This window comes from Rothia sp. HMSC08A08, from assembly GCF_001808385.1.
Classification (GTDB): Bacteria; Actinomycetota; Actinomycetes; order Actinomycetales; family Micrococcaceae; genus Rothia; species Rothia dentocariosa.
Window position 1 is genome coordinate 13,119 of sequence record NZ_KV793054.1, and the last position, 19,401, is coordinate 32,519.

General features: G+C 54.9%; 13 protein-coding genes and 1 tRNA gene. 13 read left to right on the forward strand and 1 reads right to left on the reverse strand.

The window, feature by feature from the left end; all coding sequences use genetic code 11:
* Window positions 1–165: 165 nt before the first annotated feature.
* Window positions 166–795, reverse strand: coding sequence for a superoxide dismutase (locus HMPREF3164_RS00520; RefSeq protein WP_006886979.1), 630 nt, complete (start codon window positions 793–795; stop codon window positions 166–168).
* 1,683 nt (window positions 796–2,478) lie between these two features.
* On the opposite strand from HMPREF3164_RS00520, the gene HMPREF3164_RS00525 reads away from it, so the two are divergent.
* The 13 genes from HMPREF3164_RS00525 (at window position 2,479) to HMPREF3164_RS00585 (ending at window position 19,399) form a co-directional block, all read left to right on the forward strand.
* Window positions 2,479–3,021 carry a MarR family winged helix-turn-helix transcriptional regulator gene (locus HMPREF3164_RS00525; protein WP_004006328.1) on the forward strand — a complete coding sequence of 181 codons (543 nt, stop codon included), beginning with the start codon at window positions 2,479–2,481 and terminating at the stop codon, window positions 3,019–3,021.
* A 223-nt stretch (window positions 3,022–3,244) separates the two neighbouring features.
* The gene (locus tag HMPREF3164_RS00530) at window positions 3,245–3,769 is read left to right on the forward strand and encodes a ferritin (RefSeq protein ID WP_013398195.1); all 525 of its coding nucleotides are present in this window, start codon (window positions 3,245–3,247) and stop codon (window positions 3,767–3,769) included.
* A 238-nt stretch (window positions 3,770–4,007) separates the two neighbouring features.
* Complete coding sequence (gene nhaA, locus HMPREF3164_RS00535) at window positions 4,008–5,363, forward strand: Na+/H+ antiporter NhaA (protein WP_070448448.1); 1,356 nt, start codon at window positions 4,008–4,010, stop codon at window positions 5,361–5,363.
* A 395-nt stretch (window positions 5,364–5,758) separates the two neighbouring features.
* The gene (gene lysX, locus HMPREF3164_RS00540) at window positions 5,759–9,061 is read left to right on the forward strand and encodes a bifunctional lysylphosphatidylglycerol synthetase/lysine--tRNA ligase LysX (protein ID WP_083297305.1); all 3,303 of its coding nucleotides are present in this window, start codon (window positions 5,759–5,761) and stop codon (window positions 9,059–9,061) included.
* Between the two features lie 341 nt (window positions 9,062–9,402).
* Complete coding sequence (locus tag HMPREF3164_RS00545) at window positions 9,403–10,956, forward strand: alanine/glycine:cation symporter family protein (RefSeq protein ID WP_070448449.1); 1,554 nt, start codon at window positions 9,403–9,405, stop codon at window positions 10,954–10,956.
* A gap of 48 nt (window positions 10,957–11,004) precedes the next feature.
* Window positions 11,005–11,355 carry a PLD nuclease N-terminal domain-containing protein gene (locus tag HMPREF3164_RS00550; RefSeq protein ID WP_070448450.1) on the forward strand — a complete coding sequence of 117 codons (351 nt, stop codon included), beginning with the start codon at window positions 11,005–11,007 and terminating at the stop codon, window positions 11,353–11,355.
* Between the two features lie 121 nt (window positions 11,356–11,476).
* Window positions 11,477–11,563 (forward strand) — tRNA-Leu (locus tag HMPREF3164_RS00555).
* 252 nt (window positions 11,564–11,815) lie between these two features.
* Window positions 11,816–12,724, forward strand: coding sequence for an FhaA domain-containing protein (locus HMPREF3164_RS00560; RefSeq protein ID WP_048780282.1), 909 nt, complete (start codon window positions 11,816–11,818; stop codon window positions 12,722–12,724).
* Entirely contained in the window at window positions 12,724–13,200 is a 477-nt protein-coding gene (locus HMPREF3164_RS00565) for an FHA domain-containing protein FhaB/FipA (protein WP_004006321.1), read from the forward strand. The genes HMPREF3164_RS00560 and HMPREF3164_RS00565 overlap by 1 nt, the downstream gene beginning before the upstream one ends.
* A 3-nt stretch (window positions 13,201–13,203) precedes the next feature.
* Window positions 13,204–14,790: a PP2C family protein-serine/threonine phosphatase gene (locus HMPREF3164_RS00570; RefSeq protein ID WP_048754705.1), complete on the forward strand. Its 1,587-nt coding sequence runs from the start codon at window positions 13,204–13,206 to the stop codon at window positions 14,788–14,790.
* Window positions 14,774–16,246 carry an FtsW/RodA/SpoVE family cell cycle protein gene (locus HMPREF3164_RS00575; RefSeq protein WP_210398353.1) on the forward strand — a complete coding sequence of 491 codons (1,473 nt, stop codon included), beginning with the start codon at window positions 14,774–14,776 and terminating at the stop codon, window positions 16,244–16,246. Before HMPREF3164_RS00570 ends, HMPREF3164_RS00575 begins: the two co-directional genes overlap by 17 nt.
* Window positions 16,239–17,678, forward strand: coding sequence for a peptidoglycan D,D-transpeptidase FtsI family protein (locus HMPREF3164_RS00580; protein WP_070448451.1), 1,440 nt, complete (start codon window positions 16,239–16,241; stop codon window positions 17,676–17,678). Before HMPREF3164_RS00575 ends, HMPREF3164_RS00580 begins: the two co-directional genes overlap by 8 nt.
* The gene (locus HMPREF3164_RS00585; protein WP_070448452.1) at window positions 17,675–19,399 is read left to right on the forward strand and encodes a protein kinase domain-containing protein; all 1,725 of its coding nucleotides are present in this window, start codon (window positions 17,675–17,677) and stop codon (window positions 19,397–19,399) included. Before HMPREF3164_RS00580 ends, HMPREF3164_RS00585 begins: the two co-directional genes overlap by 4 nt.
* Window positions 19,400–19,401: the final 2 nt, after the last annotated feature.

The following is a 19,401-nucleotide window of genomic DNA, read 5'->3' on the forward strand; positions in this document are numbered from 1 at the left end:
GTCAGCTCAGTCAGACGCTCATATTGTCACTCTCGGAGTTACAACATGTAACTCGCAGTCAATCGCAGATAAAACAAGTGCCCGGCGCCTCTTCTAACGAAGGCACCGGGCACCCGCCCGTATACGATACGCCCTGAGTGCGAGCGCATCGTTAATTCTTAAGGACTACTCGGGAAGCACCAGACCCTTGGTCTGCGACACTGCGCGTGCGAAGCGCTCAGCGACGTCTGCCCAGTTCACGATGTTCCAGAATGCCTTCACGTAGTCGCCCTTCACGTTCTGGTAGTCCAGGTAGAAGGCGTGCTCCCACATATCCAGCTGCAGAACGGGAATCAGTGCAACCGAGATGTTGCCCTGCTGGTCGTACAGCTGCTCAATGATGAGGCGCTTGCCCACGGTGTCCCAGGCGAGAATTGCCCAGCCGGAGCCCTGAATGGTGAGGGCAACGTTGGTGAAGTGCTCACGGAACTTGTCGAAGGAGCCGAAGAACTCGTCGATAGCCGCTGCGAGCTCGCCGGTGGGCTTGTCGCCGCCCTCGGGGGAAAGGTTCTTCCAGAAGATCGAGTGGTTGGTGTGACCACCCAGGTTGAAGGCAAGATCCTTGGACAGCTTGGAAACGTTGCCGTAGGAGCCGTTTGCGCGTGCTTCCTCAAGCTGCTCTAGTGCAGCGTTCGCGCCTGCAACATAGGCTGCGTGGTGCTTATCGTGGTGCAGCTCCATGATCTTTGCGGAGATGTGGGGTTCGAGCGCCGCGTAGTCGTAGGGGAGTTCGGGAAGAGTGTACTTTTCAGCCATAGTGTATGCCCTTTCAATCAGAAGATGGCGTCGTTACAAGAGTACCAGCGTTTGCCTGCGAGTTCAGTGGGTTCTGGGCATTGTGCGGGGATGCTGTGCATAGGGTGGAGAAAGTTTTCCACAGGGGTGGATAAACCCGTGGATTTTATTTCAAATTCATCACGATTTCGGAGTATTTGCCGGATTTTTGCGGGGTCCAGACCCGCAAATAACAGGTATGTAAGTTATCCACGCTGTGGATAAACTTTGTGGATAACCCATAATGATATTCTCTATCGCGCATAGATAGGGACGATTTATGACGCCAAAAGCCGAAAATTAGTGTCGTTATGTTACGTGTAATTTTTACCGTGTTCGCTGTGTTTTAGCGTCTTTTCGCCCATAAAAACTCACGTGCTAGTACCGCATATAGTTTTCACAAGCAAAATTTAGTGTGTGCATAATGCACAACCTATTCTGTGGATAATGACCGGTGGAAATTGTTCACAAAGTTTTCCACAGGTGTGGAAAGTATCTGTTTAAAACTTGTCTCGATATCCTCAAATTTCTGGATGCGTCCACCGAAAATTTTCATCTCAGAGTTTTTTCGTGTATTTGCACGGATTAACGGGCGCGTTCTAAGACACAGTGGGCGTGATGCGTGTGTGAGCCAGATTCCCTAATAACAGTCATGTAAGTTCTCCACACTGTGGAAAAGTACTGTGGATAAAGCCCTGAGAAGAGTTCATGCGGGTCATATCAGCCGCTCCCCTCCCTTAGAACACACATACGTTGCCCCTGTCGTTCCGCGTCGTGAGAGAGGTGCCTTCACCCTGTGAACGTCAGAATGCGTAGGAACGCGACACGCCGGGCGCATCCTACTCTGCTGGGGTAATTAAGGTATGGGTCTAGCGTGCTGCCCACAATCCGTATAAGCCACCATGCACCACGCCGTGCAGAAAGGCATGAAAAATCCCCCTAGACCGTGACCGTCGGGGGAAAAAATTAATAGAAAACCCCCGAAATATCGGGGGATTAGAGAGGTAGACACCGCATAATCTTTTTGATGTGCGCTTGCCCACCTATGAGGCATTCTTGCTAGTGTGGGCGGGGTGCTTAGGGTATTCTTAAAAAGAACGGCGCGGGGACCGCCCAACCACGAACAGTACCCGCACCGCACAACCGCCGGTAGAAATGCAGGTTACCTGCACACCGACGACAATCACCGATAAATAGAGAGTCGAACCCTGTCGGTTTGAGCTTCCGGTCTCGCCCCGCGGGCTTCTTTTTCGACCCCGTTATGCATACCAGTGTACACGCTTATTTATCATGTGCAAACCCAAATGGTATTTTTTCCCAAATTTTTTTAATCATTTTGTAATATTCCTGGCGAGTACTACCTAAGTAGCCTCAAAATTTTACCTTCTTTACGTGTAAAACCTTGAATTATCAAGTATTTTTTACAGGTAATCATTACAATGATTTCATTCGGGAAGCGCTATTTCCCGGGCAAATTGTCGAAGACACGCCGACAATGGTGTGACGTATTTCGGACAAATTTGTGCCGTCAGTGTGTACTTTAAGGAAAGACATACCAAGTTTTGAGCAATATCTGAGGGTTTGCTGTCTTAACAAGTACAATGAACTTTACACACCTTATATATGCGCTCAGTTTAAAAGCTGGAGGTGCGAGGAGGAACACTCATGCCCAAACAAGCAACCACCGTCTCTGGCGATCTTCCAGAGAAGGCGGAGCCCAAATGGCTAAATGAAGAAGAACGTGAGGGATGGCTGTTTATCAGCTCGATCATCTTCAACCTCACACGGCAGCTCGATAATCAGCTTCAGCAGGATGCCGATTTGAGCTATGTCGAGTACATGGTACTTGTTGGACTCTCAGAGTCAGAGGATCACGAGTTGACAATGACGCAGCTGGCACTGGTCACAAACACTCTGCCGGCGCGTCTTTCGCGCGTGGTCGCCAGACTGGAGAAAGACGGGTACGTGTCCCGGTCACTCAGCGCCGAAGACCGCCGTGTCAGCATTTGCCATCTGCTTCCTCAGGGTTTGCAGAAGCTTCAGGATGCGGCACCCGGTCACGTAGCACAGGTACGTCACGAGATTTTCGACCACCTCACGGAAGATCAGGTGCGTGCTTTAGCTAATATCGGCGAAAGCATCTTGGGCGATAAGCCTTCTAAACTTATTTCATCGTCGAGTTTGCGGCGCGGAAGTTACCCCGCCTAAGCCTGCACGAACGAATACACCCGGATTTTCCGAGGCTTGCGAGCACATCATAACGGTTCTGTTGTGGTGTGATAGACCGAGCTCAGGAACCCCTAAATAAGCCTCCAGATTAGCCTTTTCTCTCTATACAGTGCTGATTTGGCCCTCTATGATGGGTTCGACAGCGTTGCACTGTACCCTACGCGAATAGAACACACACCCTAATTTCAAGGAGAGAAAAGTTATGTCTAAGTCCTTCTACGATCTGCTCAACGAACAGATCGGTCACGAGTTTGCCGCATCCCACCAATACCTTTCAATGGCGATTTGGCTTGATGGTGAGGACCTTCCCCAGTTGGCGCGTTACTTCTACCGCCAGTCTTTGGAGGAGCGTGGGCACGCCCTCATGATGGTTCAGTACAAGCTGGATCGCGGCCACAAGGTTGAGATTCCAGCAGTTCCGAGCGTCAAGAATGATTTTAAGGATGTTCAGGAGATCGTGGATCTTTCCCTGGCGCAGGAAAAGGAAGTCACCGGTCAGATCGAGGCTCTTTTCTCTGCAGCGCGCAACGAAAACTATGCTCTGGGTGAGCAGTTCATCCTCTGGTTCCTGAAGGAACAGGTTGAGGAAGTTGCATCGATGGAAACTCTCGTCACCATCGTGAAGCGTGCAAACGGAAATCTCTTCGACATCGAAAACTATGTGGCTCGTGAGCTCGATGAGTCGCATGGCGAAGACAGCTCCGCTCCTGCCGTTGCAGGTTCCTAAAGTATCTCACACCTCATAATTGCATAATTTTTATATTCTCGCTCCGAGTCGATATTACGGCAGGGGCGAGAATATTTATATTGACCCTGAAATTTCGCTTACGTTATAGAATATATGCCCAAAAGGGCATATATTGGTTAAGTATATTTATACCTTTAGAAGCAAAAAATACCATCTCCTAGGTAGGAGCGTTAGAATAGTAAGAATTATTCCTATCCGGAGGATAACTACAGAGAATATGACCCAATCACAGACACCGAATTCAGAAAATACAGTTTTCAGCCGCGGATCCTACAGCAACTCTAAGCGAGTTGCAGATATTTTGCGCACGGAGTCCGTGGGCGGCAGCATCCTGCTGGTGGCGACCGTTCTCGCGGTAGTTCTTGCCAATACCCCACTGGCAGATATTTATTTTGGGGTGCGCGATACCGTTATAGGTCCCGAAGTTCCAGGATTTCACCACCTTCACATGAAGATAGGCACCTGGGCGGCAGACGGTCTCTTGGCAATATTCTTCTTCCTGACCGGTCTTGAACTCAAAAAAGAGTTCGCGATCGGTGACCTCAAATCACCGGCAACCGCGATCGTTCCCATCGCAGCAGCCTTTGGCGGCGTGATTACCCCCGCCATCATCTACACCGCTATCAACTTCAGCAGCCCCACCGCTATACATGGCTGGGCTATTCCCACGGCAACCGATATTGCCTTCGCGGTTGCCGTACTTGCGGGCGTGGGAACGTTCCTGCCCTCGGCAATGCGCATCTTCCTTCTTACCCTGGCAGTGGTTGATGACCTGATCGCTATCTGCATTATTGCAATCTTCTACACCGGCACCTTCCACGGCGAATACCTGCTCCTTGCGATCATCCCTATCTCACTGTTCGCCTTTATCGCCTATCGTGGCGAAAAAATGCTGCACCTCAAGCCCGCCGCGGCGTGGATTCTGCTTCTGCCCCTGGGCTTTATCACGTGGGCGCTTTTCCTTGAATCCGGTATTCACGCAACCATTGCTGGCGTGGTGCTTGGTTTCTGCGTTCCGGTTAAATTCAATAAACGTACCGAAGCTGCGGGTGCGGATGCGGGTCTCGCCGAGGTTTTCGAGCATCGTTTCCGCCCGCTTTCCACGGGTATCTGCGTGCCAGTCTTCGCCTTCTTTAGCGCCGGTGTTGCTGTGGGCGGTTTTGAGGGTCTTGGGCGAGCCCTCACCGACTCAGTCTCCCTGGGTATTGTGTTCGCCCTAGTCTGCGGCAAGACCATCGGTATTACGGGAACCACCTGGCTGGTTACCAGGTTCAGGCACGCCAACCTAGACCCGGATGTGCAGTGGATTGACGTCATAGGCCTTGCGGTTACCGGCGGTATCGGCTTTACCGTGTCGCTTCTGGTGGCAGAGCTTTCCTTCTCCGGTGGATCACCGCACGGTGAAGATGCCAAGATCGCTATTCTCTGTGGTTCGGTAACCGCCGCAATTCTGGGTGCTCTGATTCTCTCCCGCCGCAATAAGCACTACCGTTTGCTGGCGGAAAAGGAGAGCGTAGATGCCGATATGGATGGTATTCCGGATGTGTTCCAGCAGCGTAAATCACAGTCTTAGCCAGACTGTGTTTTGCGGCGGAGTATTGGTAAGTACCTTGCCCAAGCGTTAAGAATCCGGTGGTGACACCCCTAAGAATCACCACCGGATTTTTATATTCTCATTCCAGAATATAGTTGATATTTCGCAGGTTTGAGAGCTTTTTTCTAAACATCCAACCCAACACCTCTAACCATGCTGCACCCTTTCAGATATATTCTATTTTTGGAATATATCGATATCGGCGAGTCTACCGCGTATGCCATATGGCATTCAAAGCACCCCTGCACGGCAACCCCTGGCAGCGCTTTCAACCTCCACCCCAAAGGTGCGCTGTCTTACGTCTTCAGGTTCTGCGCATACACACGGTATGTCCGTAGAATGAAAAGTACCGAGTGATTGGTGGAGAACGGTTTATGGCACATCAGAAACGGGGCGCAGAAGCCCATCACACGACATCACGCTATGCGGAAATCATCGCCCGCTGGGTTATCGGTATCTACTCAATCGCGACAATTCTGACGCTTTTCACCTGGATTATTTCCCCGCTTCGCAGGGGCCACGGGTTCACCTGGTGGGAAATCACCGCGAGCCTGCTTAACATCCCATCAAGTCATACGCTGGTGAGCGCGGTCATCATGGTGGTCATGACATCCGCTCTGATTACCCGTAAACGAGCCGCCCTCTACGCCGTCATCTTCTTTCAAGTCATCGGCATCCTCATCGGAACACGAAGTGCGCTTCTGCTCTTCTTCCCCGATAACGTGATGCCGAGCGAAGAATTTTTCTCCTCCACACTCGACACCGTAGCTATTATTGTGGCGGCTATCTTTATTCCGCTTCTCATCCTGGCACGCTCTGCCTTCCCGGCGCATATAGGCCGAATTTCATGGGTATTGGCAACCGTGGTCTTCCTCGGCGGGCTAACGGTGACAACCCTGCTGGCCTGGTATTTTGGGCATCACGTGCCGGGGGTTACGGTTCCCCACCTGCTCAAACAGGGGTTAGGGCTCGATAGTTTTCCCGAACTCAAGGGTGCAAACCCGGGTGCCACGGTGGTGGGGGCAGCATCCGTGTTCTACGGAATTTTTGCACTGATCGCGGTGTATGTGGTGGTGCGGGGGTACCGTGTCCCTAATACCTGGACCGCCGATCGGGAATTGCGCCTGCGCGAACTTTTACAGGAGTATGGCGGGAACGATTCACTCTCGTACTTTGCAACACGCCGCGATAAGCAGGTGATTTTCTCGGCGGATATGCGCGCCGCCGTCACCTACAGGCAAGTGGGCTCTGTATGTTTGGCGTCCAGCGACCCGGTGGGCGATCCGGCGTCCTGGGGTTCCGCAATCGACCGGTGGATGCACCAGGTGCGCCGCTACGGGTGGATTCCCGCCGCCATCAGCGTGAGCGAAGACGGCGCCAGAGCTTTCGCACGCCGGGGACTGGGCGTAATCCGCATGGGGGACGAAGCCATTCTAGAGGTCTCACGTTTTAGCCTGAACAATACCTCGCTTACGGGGGTACGCCACGCCCACCAGCGGGTTCGTAAGGCCGGGTACACGCTGAAAATCTGCAGGCATCGTGAGCTTTCACCCGAGCAGCTGCACGAGGTGGAAAATAACGTAAACGCTTGGCGTCACGGCAAGGTTGAACGCGGGTTCTCGATGGCACTCAACAGGCTCTCAGACCCCGCAGACGGTCGCAATCTGCTTGTTTCAGCGCATGATTCTGCTGGCACAATGGTTGCGCTCCTCTCATTCGTGCCGTGGGGCCGCACCGGCATATCGCTGGATGTGATGCGCCGCTCCCCTGACAGCCCCAACGGCATCGTGGAATATATGGTTGCCCAGCTTATGGAGGATGCCCCCGACTACGGCATCACGCGTGTTTCACTGAACTTTGCTATGTTCCGCCATGTGTATGAGAACGCAGATCAGTTCGGTGCTAATGCCTGGAGCAGGTTCGCTTCTCGGTCGCTGGGGGTTTTAGACAGGTTCCTTCAGTTGGAGAGACTGTACCGCTTCAACCTCAAGTTCGCCCCGGAGTGGATGCCGCGCTATATGGTTGCGGAACCGACGCTGGCCTTTCTGAACGTTGCGGCAGCGGCTGGGGTTGCCGAGGGCTTCCTGCCCGATTTTTCAGCACGTAAACAGCGCCATGAAGTGCACCGCCTGACTGAAGACCAGATCGCGCGAGTGCACGAGATCGAGCGTATGCATCCGGGCGAGGCGCAGGCCCCCGAACACCGCTTCAGCGATCAGACCAAGCACCGTATTCGTCACCTGCAGATGCTTCGGGATGCCGGTATGAACCCGTACCCGTTGGGAGTCACATGCGAGTATTCGACGGTGCAGGTGCACGATGGGCTGAGCGGCCATACGCTTCCAAGCGGGGAGTTTACCATGTCGGGCAGGGTGCGGTTTATTCGCAACCACGGCGGGGTTATCTTCCTGACCCTGTCTGAGGAAGGCAAACAGGTACAGATTATTGCCGAGCGCAGCCTTGTGAGTGAGCGCGAGTTTCGGCTTCTCAAGTCCGCCGTCGATACGGGCGATATTCTGCTCGTGACCGGCACGGCGGGGGCTAGCCGCACCGGGACCGCATCCGTCATTGTGCACGGCTGGCAGATGGCGGCGAAGTGTCTACACCCCATTCCGTACGGGGCGTTGAATGATCCGGAGGCGCGCATCCGCAAACGCTCGACCGACCTGTTGGTGCATCCGCAGCAGCTTGAAAACCTTCGGATGCGCTCCTCACTGATCACTGCCATTCGCCGCACGCTTGATGATGCAGGGTTTACCGAGGTTGAGACCCCGATTCTGAATACTATTCATGGCGGTGCGAGCGCGCGCCCCTTCAAAACTTTTATTAACGCCTATGGCGCGGATTTGACGCTTCGCATAGCACCCGAGCTGTATCTTAAGCGCCTGGTGGTTGGCGGTTTGGGCGCTGTTTATGAGTTAGGGCGGGATTTTCGCAACGAAGGCGCGGATGCCACCCATAACCCGGAGTTCACGGTGTTAGAGGCTTATAAGCCTTACGCAGATTACACGGTCATGCGCAAGCTTACCGAAACGCTCATCAAGAACGCTGCCCGGGCCGTCTATGGTTCTGAGGTACTTCCGCTGGGCGAGAAGGGCAGTACCGAGCGTACTCTCACGGATGTTTCGGGTGAGTGGCGGGCAGTTTCGGTATGCGAGGCCCTTTCGCGTGCGCTGGGGCGCGATATTTCGAGTGAAACAGATTTTGAGACTTTGCTTGAGCTGGCGCATGAGCATCAGATTCATGTGCGTGATGACATGGGCGCGGGTGCCATTCTTGAGGAGCTTTATGGTGAGCTGGTAGAGTCAAAAACTGTGTTCCCCACGTTTTATACGGATTTTCCGGTGGAGACCTCTCCCCTGGCGGGTGCGCATCGCACCAAGCCGCACTTGGTGGAACGCTGGGATTTGGTGATTAACGGTATGGAGATGGGAACCGCCTATTCCGAGATGACGGATGCTTTAGAACAGCGCCGCCGCCTGACCGAGCAGTCTCTCAAGGCTGCAGCGGGAGACCCGGAAGCCATGCAGATTGATGAGGATTTTCTGTACGCCCTTGAGACCGGGCTTGTCCCGACGGGCGGGTTGGGCATCGGCATTGATCGCTTGGCGATGCTCATGGCGCAGACCCAGATTCGCGGGGTGCTTTCTTTCCCGTTTGTTAAACCCGTGAAGTAGCATGTAGTCAAAGATTCATTTTCTCCACTAGAGAGTGTTTTTATGTCCATTAAACGATGTTTGATATGAGTTGTGGTTCAGCCATAACTTTTTGATGTTTTTGCTTGTCAAACGGAGTATCACCCGTGTTCCGGCTATATTAATTATTCGTTACAAATGTGGACAAGACCCCCAATGAGATTGCCGTACACCCTTCATCAACGGAACAATAAGTACCTGTAATTTCTAAAGGGAATTTCTTTCCCTGGCGTGCGGTCTACCCGGTTTGCACCTTCGCGCCTTCATGCCCGCATAGTTGCTACCCCTATGACGCTTCTATGCCGTGACGAAAGAGAAAACCTGTGGACTCACTTGTGAATTATATTCAGGACATCAACGCCTCCACCGCTGGTGCGACCAGCGTGGTTGACAGCATTCAAAGCTGGATATGGGAAAACTTTCTGTTCGTTGCCTTGATTGTCGTGGGCTTGTTCTTGACGATCCGCACCCGTGCCGTGCAGTGGCGTTCCCTGCCCGAGATGCTGCGCGTCCTCACCGACCCGTCCGGCCACGAGGCCGATGGGCGCAAGAGCATTTCCTCATTCCGCGCGTTCACCGTTTCGGCGGCATCCCGCGTGGGCACCGGCAATATTGCTGGCGTGGCGATCGCTATTGCAATGGGTGGTCCCGGCGCGGTGTTCTGGATGTGGGTCATTGCTGCCGTGGGCGGCGCATCCGCTTTTGCCGAATCCCTGCTGGGTCAGCTGTATAAAGAACGCGGCAAGGATTCCTATATTGGCGGTCCTGCCTACTATATGCAGCGTGGCCTGAATGCACGCTGGCTGGGCCTGATTTTCGTGGGCTTTATCGTGCTCACCTATAGTTTTGTGTTCTGCGCGGTACAAACCAATGCGATCGTGGAAGCTAGCGCGAATTCCTTGGATATCGGTATTTCCGGTACCGAGGGTATGGGTTTCCGTATCGTAGTAGGCCTTTTCATTGCCGCACTGACGGCTGCGATTATCTTCGGCGGTATTCGTGCGATCTCGTCGGTAACCGAGTTTCTGGTGCCGTTCATGGCGGTGCTGTACATGCTGCTGGGGCTGTTCGTGGTTGCGCTCAATGTGGGCGAAATCCCGAACGTTCTGCTCATGATTTTCCAGGGTGCTTTCGGTCTGCGCGAGTTCGTGGTGGGCGGCACGATGGGCGCCGTTATTTGGGGCATGAAGCGCGGTCTGCTCTCGAACGAGGCCGGCATGGGTACCGCCCCGAACGCGGGCGCAACCGCAACTATTTCGCACCCGGCAAAGCAGGGTTACGTACAGGCTTTGGGCGTGTATTTCGATACGATGCTGGTCTGCTCGGTCACCGCGTTCATTGTGCTTCTGTCGAATCCTGTCTATGGCGATAAGACCCGCGGTGCGGGCCTGACTCAGGATGCGCTTGCCCACCAGCTCGGCACCTGGGCCACCCACTTCCTAACCATCGCGATTTTCCTCTTCGCCTTCTCCTCGGTCATCGGCAACTACTATTACGGCGAGTCAAATATCCGCTTTGTGACCGAAAAGCGTTGGGCGCTGACTGTGTTCCGCCTGGTGGTGCTGGGGTTTGTGTTCTTTGGCGCGATCGCATCGCTGAGCCTGCTGTGGACCACGGCAGATATGCTCAACGCGGGCATGGTGATCGTGAACCTGATTGCGGTGGTGTGGCTTTCGCCGAAGGTCGTTGCGGTGCTCAAGAACTACGAGCGGCAGCGCAAATCCGGTGTGGAGCCTATTTTCAAGGCATCCGATATGCCTGAGATTAAGAATCTTGCGGCTTGGGACGGCACCGACGAGGTGACCACCCGCGAGTTCTGGGCTGAGCGTGATGCGGCAGCTGCGGCCAAACGCGCCAAAAAGGCTGCGAATGTATAACGTTTCACCTAGATAACTCTCCCCGCAGCGCCCGAGGACATAAATTTTATGTTCTCGGGCGCTTGGCGTATCCTCTGGCATACTAAAGACGTGCTGACTTTAGGTTTTTCGGTATTTCCTCTTGTGCTTTTTCAGAATCCGACGGCGCAGGCAATCTACCAGTACACGGTGCTTGCCCTGATTTTTATCTGGATTGCTTCGGTGCTGTACTGCATTTTGACGGTGCATCGCAGCCCCTACTTCAACGAGATTCAGAAGCTCAAATGGCTTCTGTTCATTCTGGTACTCCCGTACTTTGGTGCGCTGGCGTGGTTTTTGCGCGTGCATCGCGAGAAAAAGGATGCGGCCGCCGCGAACCAGACCGATACCGCCTCGAACCCTCACGACGAAGGAAAATAACATATCCTATGACAATTTCAACCTTCGGTGAGTAAGTTCACGAATACCGAAGTGGACGGTCTGTTACGGAGCCTGTATAGTTCTATATGTTGCCTGCGGCTCTTTGGGTCGTATGACACTTGCGCGAGTGGCGGAATAGGCAGACGCGCACGGTTCAGGTCCGTGTGCCCGTGAGGGCGTGGGGGTTCAACTCCCCCCTCGCGCACCAGCAATCCCCGGTTCTGATGAGCCGGGGATTTTTGTTGTGTCGGCAACATTTGGGGTTTTCGAGTCTATATTTTACGAGTAAAAAGTATATTATCGGCATGGTGGTCACACTATCCCCTAGAATAGAGTTGGGTGTGTGCACTCACACCTAACACAGCAAATGCACAGCTACAAAAGCTAGACTGAACCCTTCGGGTTCCCAACCACGGGATGCCAGGGGTGACATCCGGCCCGAGCCATAAAGGAGGAGGCAATGAAGTTATTTGACAAGTTGGAACGACTGGAGCAAGGCATCGGTCGTACCGTTGGCTTTTCTAAAGGCTTTGGCACCTTCGCAAAGGCTGATGTAGCTAACCGTATTCGCACGTCGATGGATGATGCCTCATATGTGGACCAGGGCGGTCACACGATGGCACCAAATATCTTCAACGTTCGCTTTTCGAGCGCCGATTTTTCGCGCGTGCGGGAGTGGGGCAACCCATTCGCGGTTGAGCTGTGCAATCTTGCTATTTCACATGCGCGTGCGCAGGGGTATTCGCTGATTGGGGCTGTACGTATTACCTTCAGTCCTATTGCCGATCTCGAAGCCGACGAGTTCGAGGTTGTGCCCAGTTTTGAGGCGTTCCAGGCTCCGCCCTCGGGTGCGACGAACTATGTTCCTCCCGCCGGTGCCGCCCACGGCGCCTCCGACTACGCCCCTGTTGCCCCGGCTCGTGATACCGGTCTGCCGACCAGAATTACAAAACCGCGGGCTACTCCGCCGCGCCGCACGGAACAGCCTCAGCAGCAACAGCAGGCACCTGCCGCGTCCGCGCCGAAACCGCGTTCCCCGCAGAACCCCCCGCAGCAGCAACGTGCTGCGGCGCATCATGCCTTTGTGGATATTAACGGGCAGCGCTATGAGCTTTCTGGGGCACCTCTCGTCATCGGTCGCGGTTCCGATGCGTCCGTGCGGCTGGCTGACAAGGGTATTTCGCGCCGCCACCTACAGATTTCCCGCCAGGGAGGCAACTATGTTGCCACCGACTTGGGCTCAACCAATGGAACCCGGCTGAATGGTTTTCCGCTGAAAACCCCTACCGTTCTCCAAGATGGAGCGGTGCTACAGTTGGGCGGAGCCCGAGTTCTCTTCCGCTCAATTGCCTCTGGAGGTATACGTTAATGGCATCCGAGCTAACTGTAACCATACTGCGCTTTGCGTTTTTGGGGTTGCTCTGGTTCTTTGTGTTTTTCGTGGTGGCAGCCGCCCGCCGCGATTTGGGGCTGGGTAAGAACTTCCGCTCCGTACCCGTAGAATCTGCCGCAGACTCGCAGCCGCAACCGCAGCATATTGCAGCTCCTCCTGCACGTCCTTCCCGCTTGGTGATCACCAAGGGAGTGCAGGCGGGAGCTATGATGCAGTTGGGTGACTCCCCGGTTACTATCGGTCGCGCCAATGATATTGAGGTTTCGTTGCAGGACGATTACGCCTCCGGTCGCCATGCCCGTCTGTTCCCACAGGGTTCTCGCTGGTTCTTGGAGGATTTGGGCTCAACCAACGGCACATTCGTAAACAACCAAAAGCTGACCCGCGCTACTGCTATTGAGCCGGGTGTCGATTTCCGTGTGGGCGGAACGACTATGCAGCTGAGGGGGTAATCGTTGAAGATAGCCTTTCGCTTTGAAGCCCGTTCCGATACGGGCGTGAAACGCAGCAAGAATGACGACTCCGGGTACGGTGGGCGTTATCTTGCTGTTGTTGCTGACGGCATGGGCGGGCACGTCGGTGGTGACGTCGCTTCCGCTACCGCCGTTTTGAACCTGACCCCTTTGGACCACCCCGACTTTGACGGTACCGGCGGCATATACCTCGCCGACGAAATCCAAAGTGCCAACGCCATTATCAATGATCTGGCAACCAGTGATCAGCGCCTTGCGGGCATGGGTACCACCTGCACCGCTCTGCTGGTGGACGGCGAAAAGATCGAGATGGCCCATATTGGCGACTCGCGAGCCTATCGTTTACGCGCCGATGAAGACGGCGGTTTCGAGCAGATTTCGACCGATCACACCTTCGTGCAGCGTCTTCTCAACGAGGGCCGCATCACTCCCGAAGAGGCAGAGAATCACCCGCACCGCAACGTGATTATGCGCGTGCTTGGCGACGTCGATGCCTCCCCCGAACTTGAGCTGCAGACTTTAGAAGCCATTCCTGGTGAGCGCTGGGTGCTTGCTTCCGATGGTTTAGAGGCGGTGGTCTCTGATGAAGAGATCGAAGCCGTCATGCGTTCCACAGATGATCTGGGTGAGATCGCGGACGTTCTTATCCAGATGACTCTCGACGGCGGCGCACCCGATAACGTGACGGTCGTGGTTGTACAGGTTATTGACCGCGAAGAACTTCCCGCCGACGAACCTGTAGGTCCTTCTGCCCTGCCAGAGACCGGCGAGATCGATACCTCACTGACAACCTCTGAGCTTGAGGAAATCACCGAGGAAGTAAACGCCGAAGAGGGTCTGTCCGATCACGACCGCGCGCTCAAGAAGTTCCGCCGCGCCCGTGACCTCACAGATTCCTTCCCCCACGATGGCGACGCAAGCGATCAGGATGCGGTGTACTTTGCCCGCACAAATGCCGCCATTTTGCGCCACGAGCTTGGTTCTCGCCCGCATCAGCTGGTGGGCAGCGCTGCCGTGGCAACAGAGACCGGGCGTATTCCGGCAGTGACGAGCCGCACCCTGGAGCATCGGGCCTCTTTGGCGCAGCGCGTGCCGATGAGTACCGAGGAACCCGCAAAGCTGCCAGACGAGCTTGAAGAGCTTCTGGCGGACCCGATTCGACGCCGTCGGCGCCCGATTCTGCTGGTGAGTGCAGCAGTAATCCTTGTGCTGGCGCTCATTGCGGGTTGGAGCGGGCTGAAATGGGTTGAGGGCCGCTACTACGTTGGTGAAAATAACGGTAAGGTCGCCGTCTATAACGGTGTTCCGCAGTCGTTGGGGCCAATCCATCTCTCCCATGTGGTCGAGGAAAGCGAAGTGGAAACTTCACAGCTGCCCGAACATACACGCACGCTTTTGAAGAATACGATTCACGCGGATAATCTTGACGATGCACGGGTTATCGTAAACCGCATGCAGGCTCAGGTGAATCTGCAGGATGACCGGAATACACAGCCTTCCGGCGCGGCTTCGTCCGGCGCGCAGACAAGTCAAAAAACTTCAGCAACGGAAGGTGGTAATCGTGGCTAGGCTATTACGTGATGCACACATACCCCGTTCGCGTCGCCTGATTGAGCTTGTTCTGCTCGTGGTTGCGGTCGGCATCGGCTCATTTTCCATGTACCTGATTGACCCCGAAACGGCGTGGGACATGGGGAAAAACCCGTGGATTCAAGGTACCGTGGTGCTGGGCGTGTGCGCGCTCATCGCGCATCTGGTGCTTCAATTCCGGGCGCGTTACGCCGATCCGTTTATTCTGCCGCTCGTTGTGGCGCTCAACGGAATCGGGCTGGCGATGATTTTCCGCATCGACAAGGATCCCGCCATGCAGAAGGCCCCAGTGGGCGAGTCGCAGCTGTTCTGGACGGGCTTCTCAATGATCCTCTGCTCCGTTGTGCTGTACTTCCTGCGGGATCACCGAGTGCTGCGTAAGATCACCTATATTTCGCTGGTGCTCTCCTTCATCCTGCTTATCATGCCGCTTATCCCCGGCCTTGGTACCGAAATCAACGGCGCACGGATTTGGATCAGGCTCGGCGGGCGTACCTTCCAGCCCGGCGAAATTGCAAAGATTACCCTGGCAATCTTCTTTGCGGGCTACCTGTCCACACACCGCGATTTGATTCTCACCGCGGGTAAGCGTCTGGGGCCCATCAATCTGCCGCGTCTGCGCGATTTGACCCCAATTTTCTTGGCCTGGATGGTCAGCATCGGTGTGTTGGTTTTCCAGAAGGATCTGGGTTCTGCAATCCTGTTCTTTGGGCTGTTCATGGCGATGCTGTACCTCTCGACCGGCAAGATTTCCTGGCTTGTAGTCGGCGGTGTCGGCGTGGTGGTTGGCGGATACTTCGCCTATAACTCCATTTCTCACGTGCACGCCCGTATCTATGGCTGGATGCACGCCTTTGATCCCGAGGTCTATATGTCCTCCAGCGGTGGTTCCGGTCAGATCCTTCAGGGTATTTTCGGTCTGTCCTACGGCGGTCTCTTTGGCCGTGGATGGGGTCAGGGCCTTACCTCTTTGGTGCCGTTCGCTAACTCGGACATGATTATTACTTCTCTCGGTGAGGAACTCGGTCTGATCGGCCTAGGCGCTATTTTGATGATGTTCCTCATCCTCATCTCGCGTGGCTACCGCGCAGCATTGGGCACTCGTGACGGTTTCGGCAAGCTCTTAGCGGCAGGCCTTTCCACGGTTATGGTGCTTCAGCTCTTCGTGGTGGTTGGCGGTGTAACCCGGTTAATTCCGCTGACCGGTTTGACCACACCGTTTATGTCTGCCGGTGGTTCATCCCTGGTGGCTAACTGGATTATCGTGGCGTTGTGGCTTTCGATTTCGCATACCGCGCGAGCGCCTCACGTCGTGGTCGGGTTCGATGTTCCCGAAAGTATCGACCACGAAGACTACAGCTATGAATCTGAGGGCGCAACCAGCGTTCTCGCCCGTATTTCAACTCAAGAAGCAGGAGGTGACCGCAATGGATAGGGCAATTCGCCGCATGTGGATGGCCGCAGGTTGCGTTTTTATCCTGCTCATGGGTACGTTGAGCTATATCCAATTCTTCGACACCGAATCTCTCAAAGATAACCCGTGGAACTCGCGTTCTCTGTACGATAACTACGGTGCCAACCGTGGCTCTATCGTGGTCGATGGAACCGAAATCGCCTCGTCGGTGAAATCGGATGATGAGTATAACTATCAGCGCGTGTACTCTGAGCCGGAAAAGTATGCGGCGCTGACGGGTTATTTCTCGTCAGTGTATGGTTCTACCGGTGTCGAGTCCGCTATGGACAAGGAGCTTTCGGGTACTTCCGACAGCCAGTTCTACGATCGTGTTGCTCAGCTCTTCTCGGGTTCTTCGGCACGCGGTGCGAGCGTCGAGCTCACCGTGGATTCCAAGCTTCAGGAGCTTGCTAACAACCTGCTGCAGGGTCGTAAGGGTTCTATTGTGGCGATCAACCCCAAGACTGGCGAAATCTTGGCGATGGCCTCGTCTCCCTCATATGACCCGAATACGCTCGCATCCCACGATGGGTCTACGGTAGTCAGCAACTATGAGGAACTGAACTCGAATCCGAATAACCCGCTTTACAACCGTGCTATTGCGGGTAACACCTATTCGCCCGGCTCAACCTTCAAAATTATTGATGCCGTCGCAGCTTTGGAGTCCGGCAAATATGATGCGAACTCCACAATCGATAACCCCGCACAGCTTCCCCTTCCGGGAACCAATGTGTCGCTTCCGAACTTTGCGGGCGGTCAGTGTGGAGGACGCACCAAGGCTACGATTGAATGGGCTATGGCGCAGTCCTGCAACACTCCTTTTGCGCAGATCGCAATGGATTTGGGTGAAGATAGGATCTCTAGGACTGCCGAAAACTTTGGTTATGGTCAGGATTTGAAGATTCCGCTGGCGGTGGCTAAGTCGAGCTTCCCGAAGGGTATGTCGCAGAGCCAGCTGGCGCAGGCATCCGTGGGTCAGTACGATGTACGCACCACCCCGCTGCAGGTGGCGATGACTTCTGCTGCGATCGCTAACGGCGGTGTGCAGATGAAGCCCAATATGATTCGTTCTGTCAAAACCAGTAACTTGAGCGTGCTCTACGAGTTCTCACCCGAGAAGTTGCGCACCTCAACTTCTACTAAAGTCGCCGATCAGGTGAAACAATGGATGGTGAACTCTGTGGATAACGGTATTGCCCGTAACGCAGGCGTGCCCGGGTATAAGGTTGCTGGTAAGACCGGTACCGCAGAAACTACGGGTGGTTTGAATAACTCTTGGTTTACCGGGTTTGCCCCCGCCGATGATCCTCAGATCGCCATTGCGGTGGTCTATGAGGATATGGATGCAACAACCGGTTCCCAGCTTTCGACAAATGCAGGTAAACAACTTTTTGAGGCGGTGTTGAACAAGTGAGGCCTTCGGCTGATATCACCTTGGGCGGGCGCTACACCCTAACCGAACGTATCGCTATCGGCGGTATGGGTGAGGTCTGGAAAGCTCGCGACAAGGTTCTCGGACGCACCGTCGCCGTTAAAATCCTGAAAGAGGAGTATACGGGTGACCCCGGGTTCTTGGAGCGTTTCCGTGCGGAGGCGCGCCATACTGCGCTCCTGAACCACCCCGGTGTTGCCAATATGTTCGATTACGGTGAAGAGGATAACTCTGCATACTTGGTGATGGAGCTGGTTCCGGGTGAGCCGCTGTCGAGCATCATCGAGCGCGACGGCACGCTGCCGCCGGATCGTATCCTGAACTTTATTGCGCAGACGGCTCGCGCGTTGGCTGCTGCACATGCTCAGGGCCTCGTGCACCGCGATGTGAAGCCCGGTAACCTAATGATCACCCCGGATGACCGGGTGAAGGTTACCGACTTCGGTATTGCTAGGCTTGCGAACCAGGTTCCGCTGACCGCTACTGGTCAGGTGATGGGTACAGCCCAGTATTTGGCGCCCGAACAGGCAACCGGTCAACCTGCAACCCCGTCCTCCGATATGTACTCGCTGGGTATTATCGGGTACGAGTGCCTGGTCGGTCACCGCCCGTTCACGGGTGAATCACAGATCGCGATTGCTCTAGCTCAGGTGAACGATCCGCCACCGCCGCTGCCGGAGAGCATCCCGGCGCCCGCCCGCGCCTTGATTATGTGCCTGCTTGCTAAGGATCCTGCGGAGCGTCCTAAGGATGCTACCGCGCTGGCATCCGCTATTGATGCTATTCGCCGTCGCGATATTCCTGCGGCGATTAAGGCCGTGCCCACGCTGGAGGCGTTCTTGCCGGAGAATCTGGATACCGCCCAGACCTCCCTGATCGCCGAGCCTATTTCGGCATCCGCCGCTCCGAAGTTCGGATCTGGGTCGCACTTCACGCCCGGTCCTTCGACCGCTCCGATTCCTGAGCCCGGGTCAAAGGCTGCGGCCGCACGTACGGCACAACAGGGTCCGAAGAAACGCAACTGGGTATGGATCGTCGCTATTGTGGCGGCACTTGTGCTTATTCTCGGTATCCTCTGGGCTGTCTGGGCGGCCAACAGCCGTGCAACCCCCACTCCGAATACCACCAGCTCGGCAGCACCCAGCTCTGCGGCAGGGACTGTCACGGTAGCCACCCCGAGCGAGGAGTCCTCGGCTGCAAGCAGTACTCAGAAGCAGAAAATTAACCTGCAGGCACGCAGCTACGAGGGTCGTCCCCTTCAGGATGTTGTCAATGACCTGAAGAACCTGGGTCTTTCGCCCAGGACTGAAAGTGTTGAGTCTGAAGAGCCCGCCAACACCGTTCTGTCGATTTCACCGGCTGGTTCGGTAGACGAGGGCAGCACCATTACCGTGCGTTATTCAAGCGGTTCTAAGTCAGTGTCTCTTCCGAACGTTGAAGGAAAGAACTACGAAGAAGCTGCGCCTTCGATTACTTCACTTGGCGTTAATGTTCGTATTCACCTCGAATACTCTGAGACTGCACAGCCCGGTACGGTGCTGCGTACCAGCCCCTCTCCTGGCACTAAAGTGTCAGTTCCTAGTATGGTAGAGATGTATGTAGCTAACGAGAAATCAGGTACGAGGACGGATTCTGACTCGTCGCCATCCGCAGCTACGCCTTCAAGCGCGTCGACTTCTTCTAGTCCTCGTACTGGGCGTTAGTG

Coding starts and splice junctions, on each gene's coding strand:
- HMPREF3164_RS00520 (WP_006886979.1), bottom strand. CDS start 795: ATGGCTGAAAAGTACACTCTTCCCGAACTCCCCTACGACTACGCGGCG.
- HMPREF3164_RS00525 (WP_004006328.1), top strand. CDS start 2,479: ATGCCCAAACAAGCAACCACCGTCTCTGGCGATCTTCCAGAGAAGGCG.
- HMPREF3164_RS00530 (WP_013398195.1), top strand. CDS start 3,245: ATGTCTAAGTCCTTCTACGATCTGCTCAACGAACAGATCGGTCACGAG.
- nhaA (WP_070448448.1), top strand. CDS start 4,008: ATGACCCAATCACAGACACCGAATTCAGAAAATACAGTTTTCAGCCGC.
- lysX (WP_083297305.1), top strand. CDS start 5,759: ATGGCACATCAGAAACGGGGCGCAGAAGCCCATCACACGACATCACGC.
- HMPREF3164_RS00550 (WP_070448450.1), top strand. CDS start 11,005: ATGTTCTCGGGCGCTTGGCGTATCCTCTGGCATACTAAAGACGTGCTG.
- HMPREF3164_RS00560 (WP_048780282.1), top strand. CDS start 11,816: ATGAAGTTATTTGACAAGTTGGAACGACTGGAGCAAGGCATCGGTCGT.
- HMPREF3164_RS00565 (WP_004006321.1), top strand. CDS start 12,724: ATGGCATCCGAGCTAACTGTAACCATACTGCGCTTTGCGTTTTTGGGG.
- HMPREF3164_RS00580 (WP_070448451.1), top strand. CDS start 16,239: ATGGATAGGGCAATTCGCCGCATGTGGATGGCCGCAGGTTGCGTTTTT.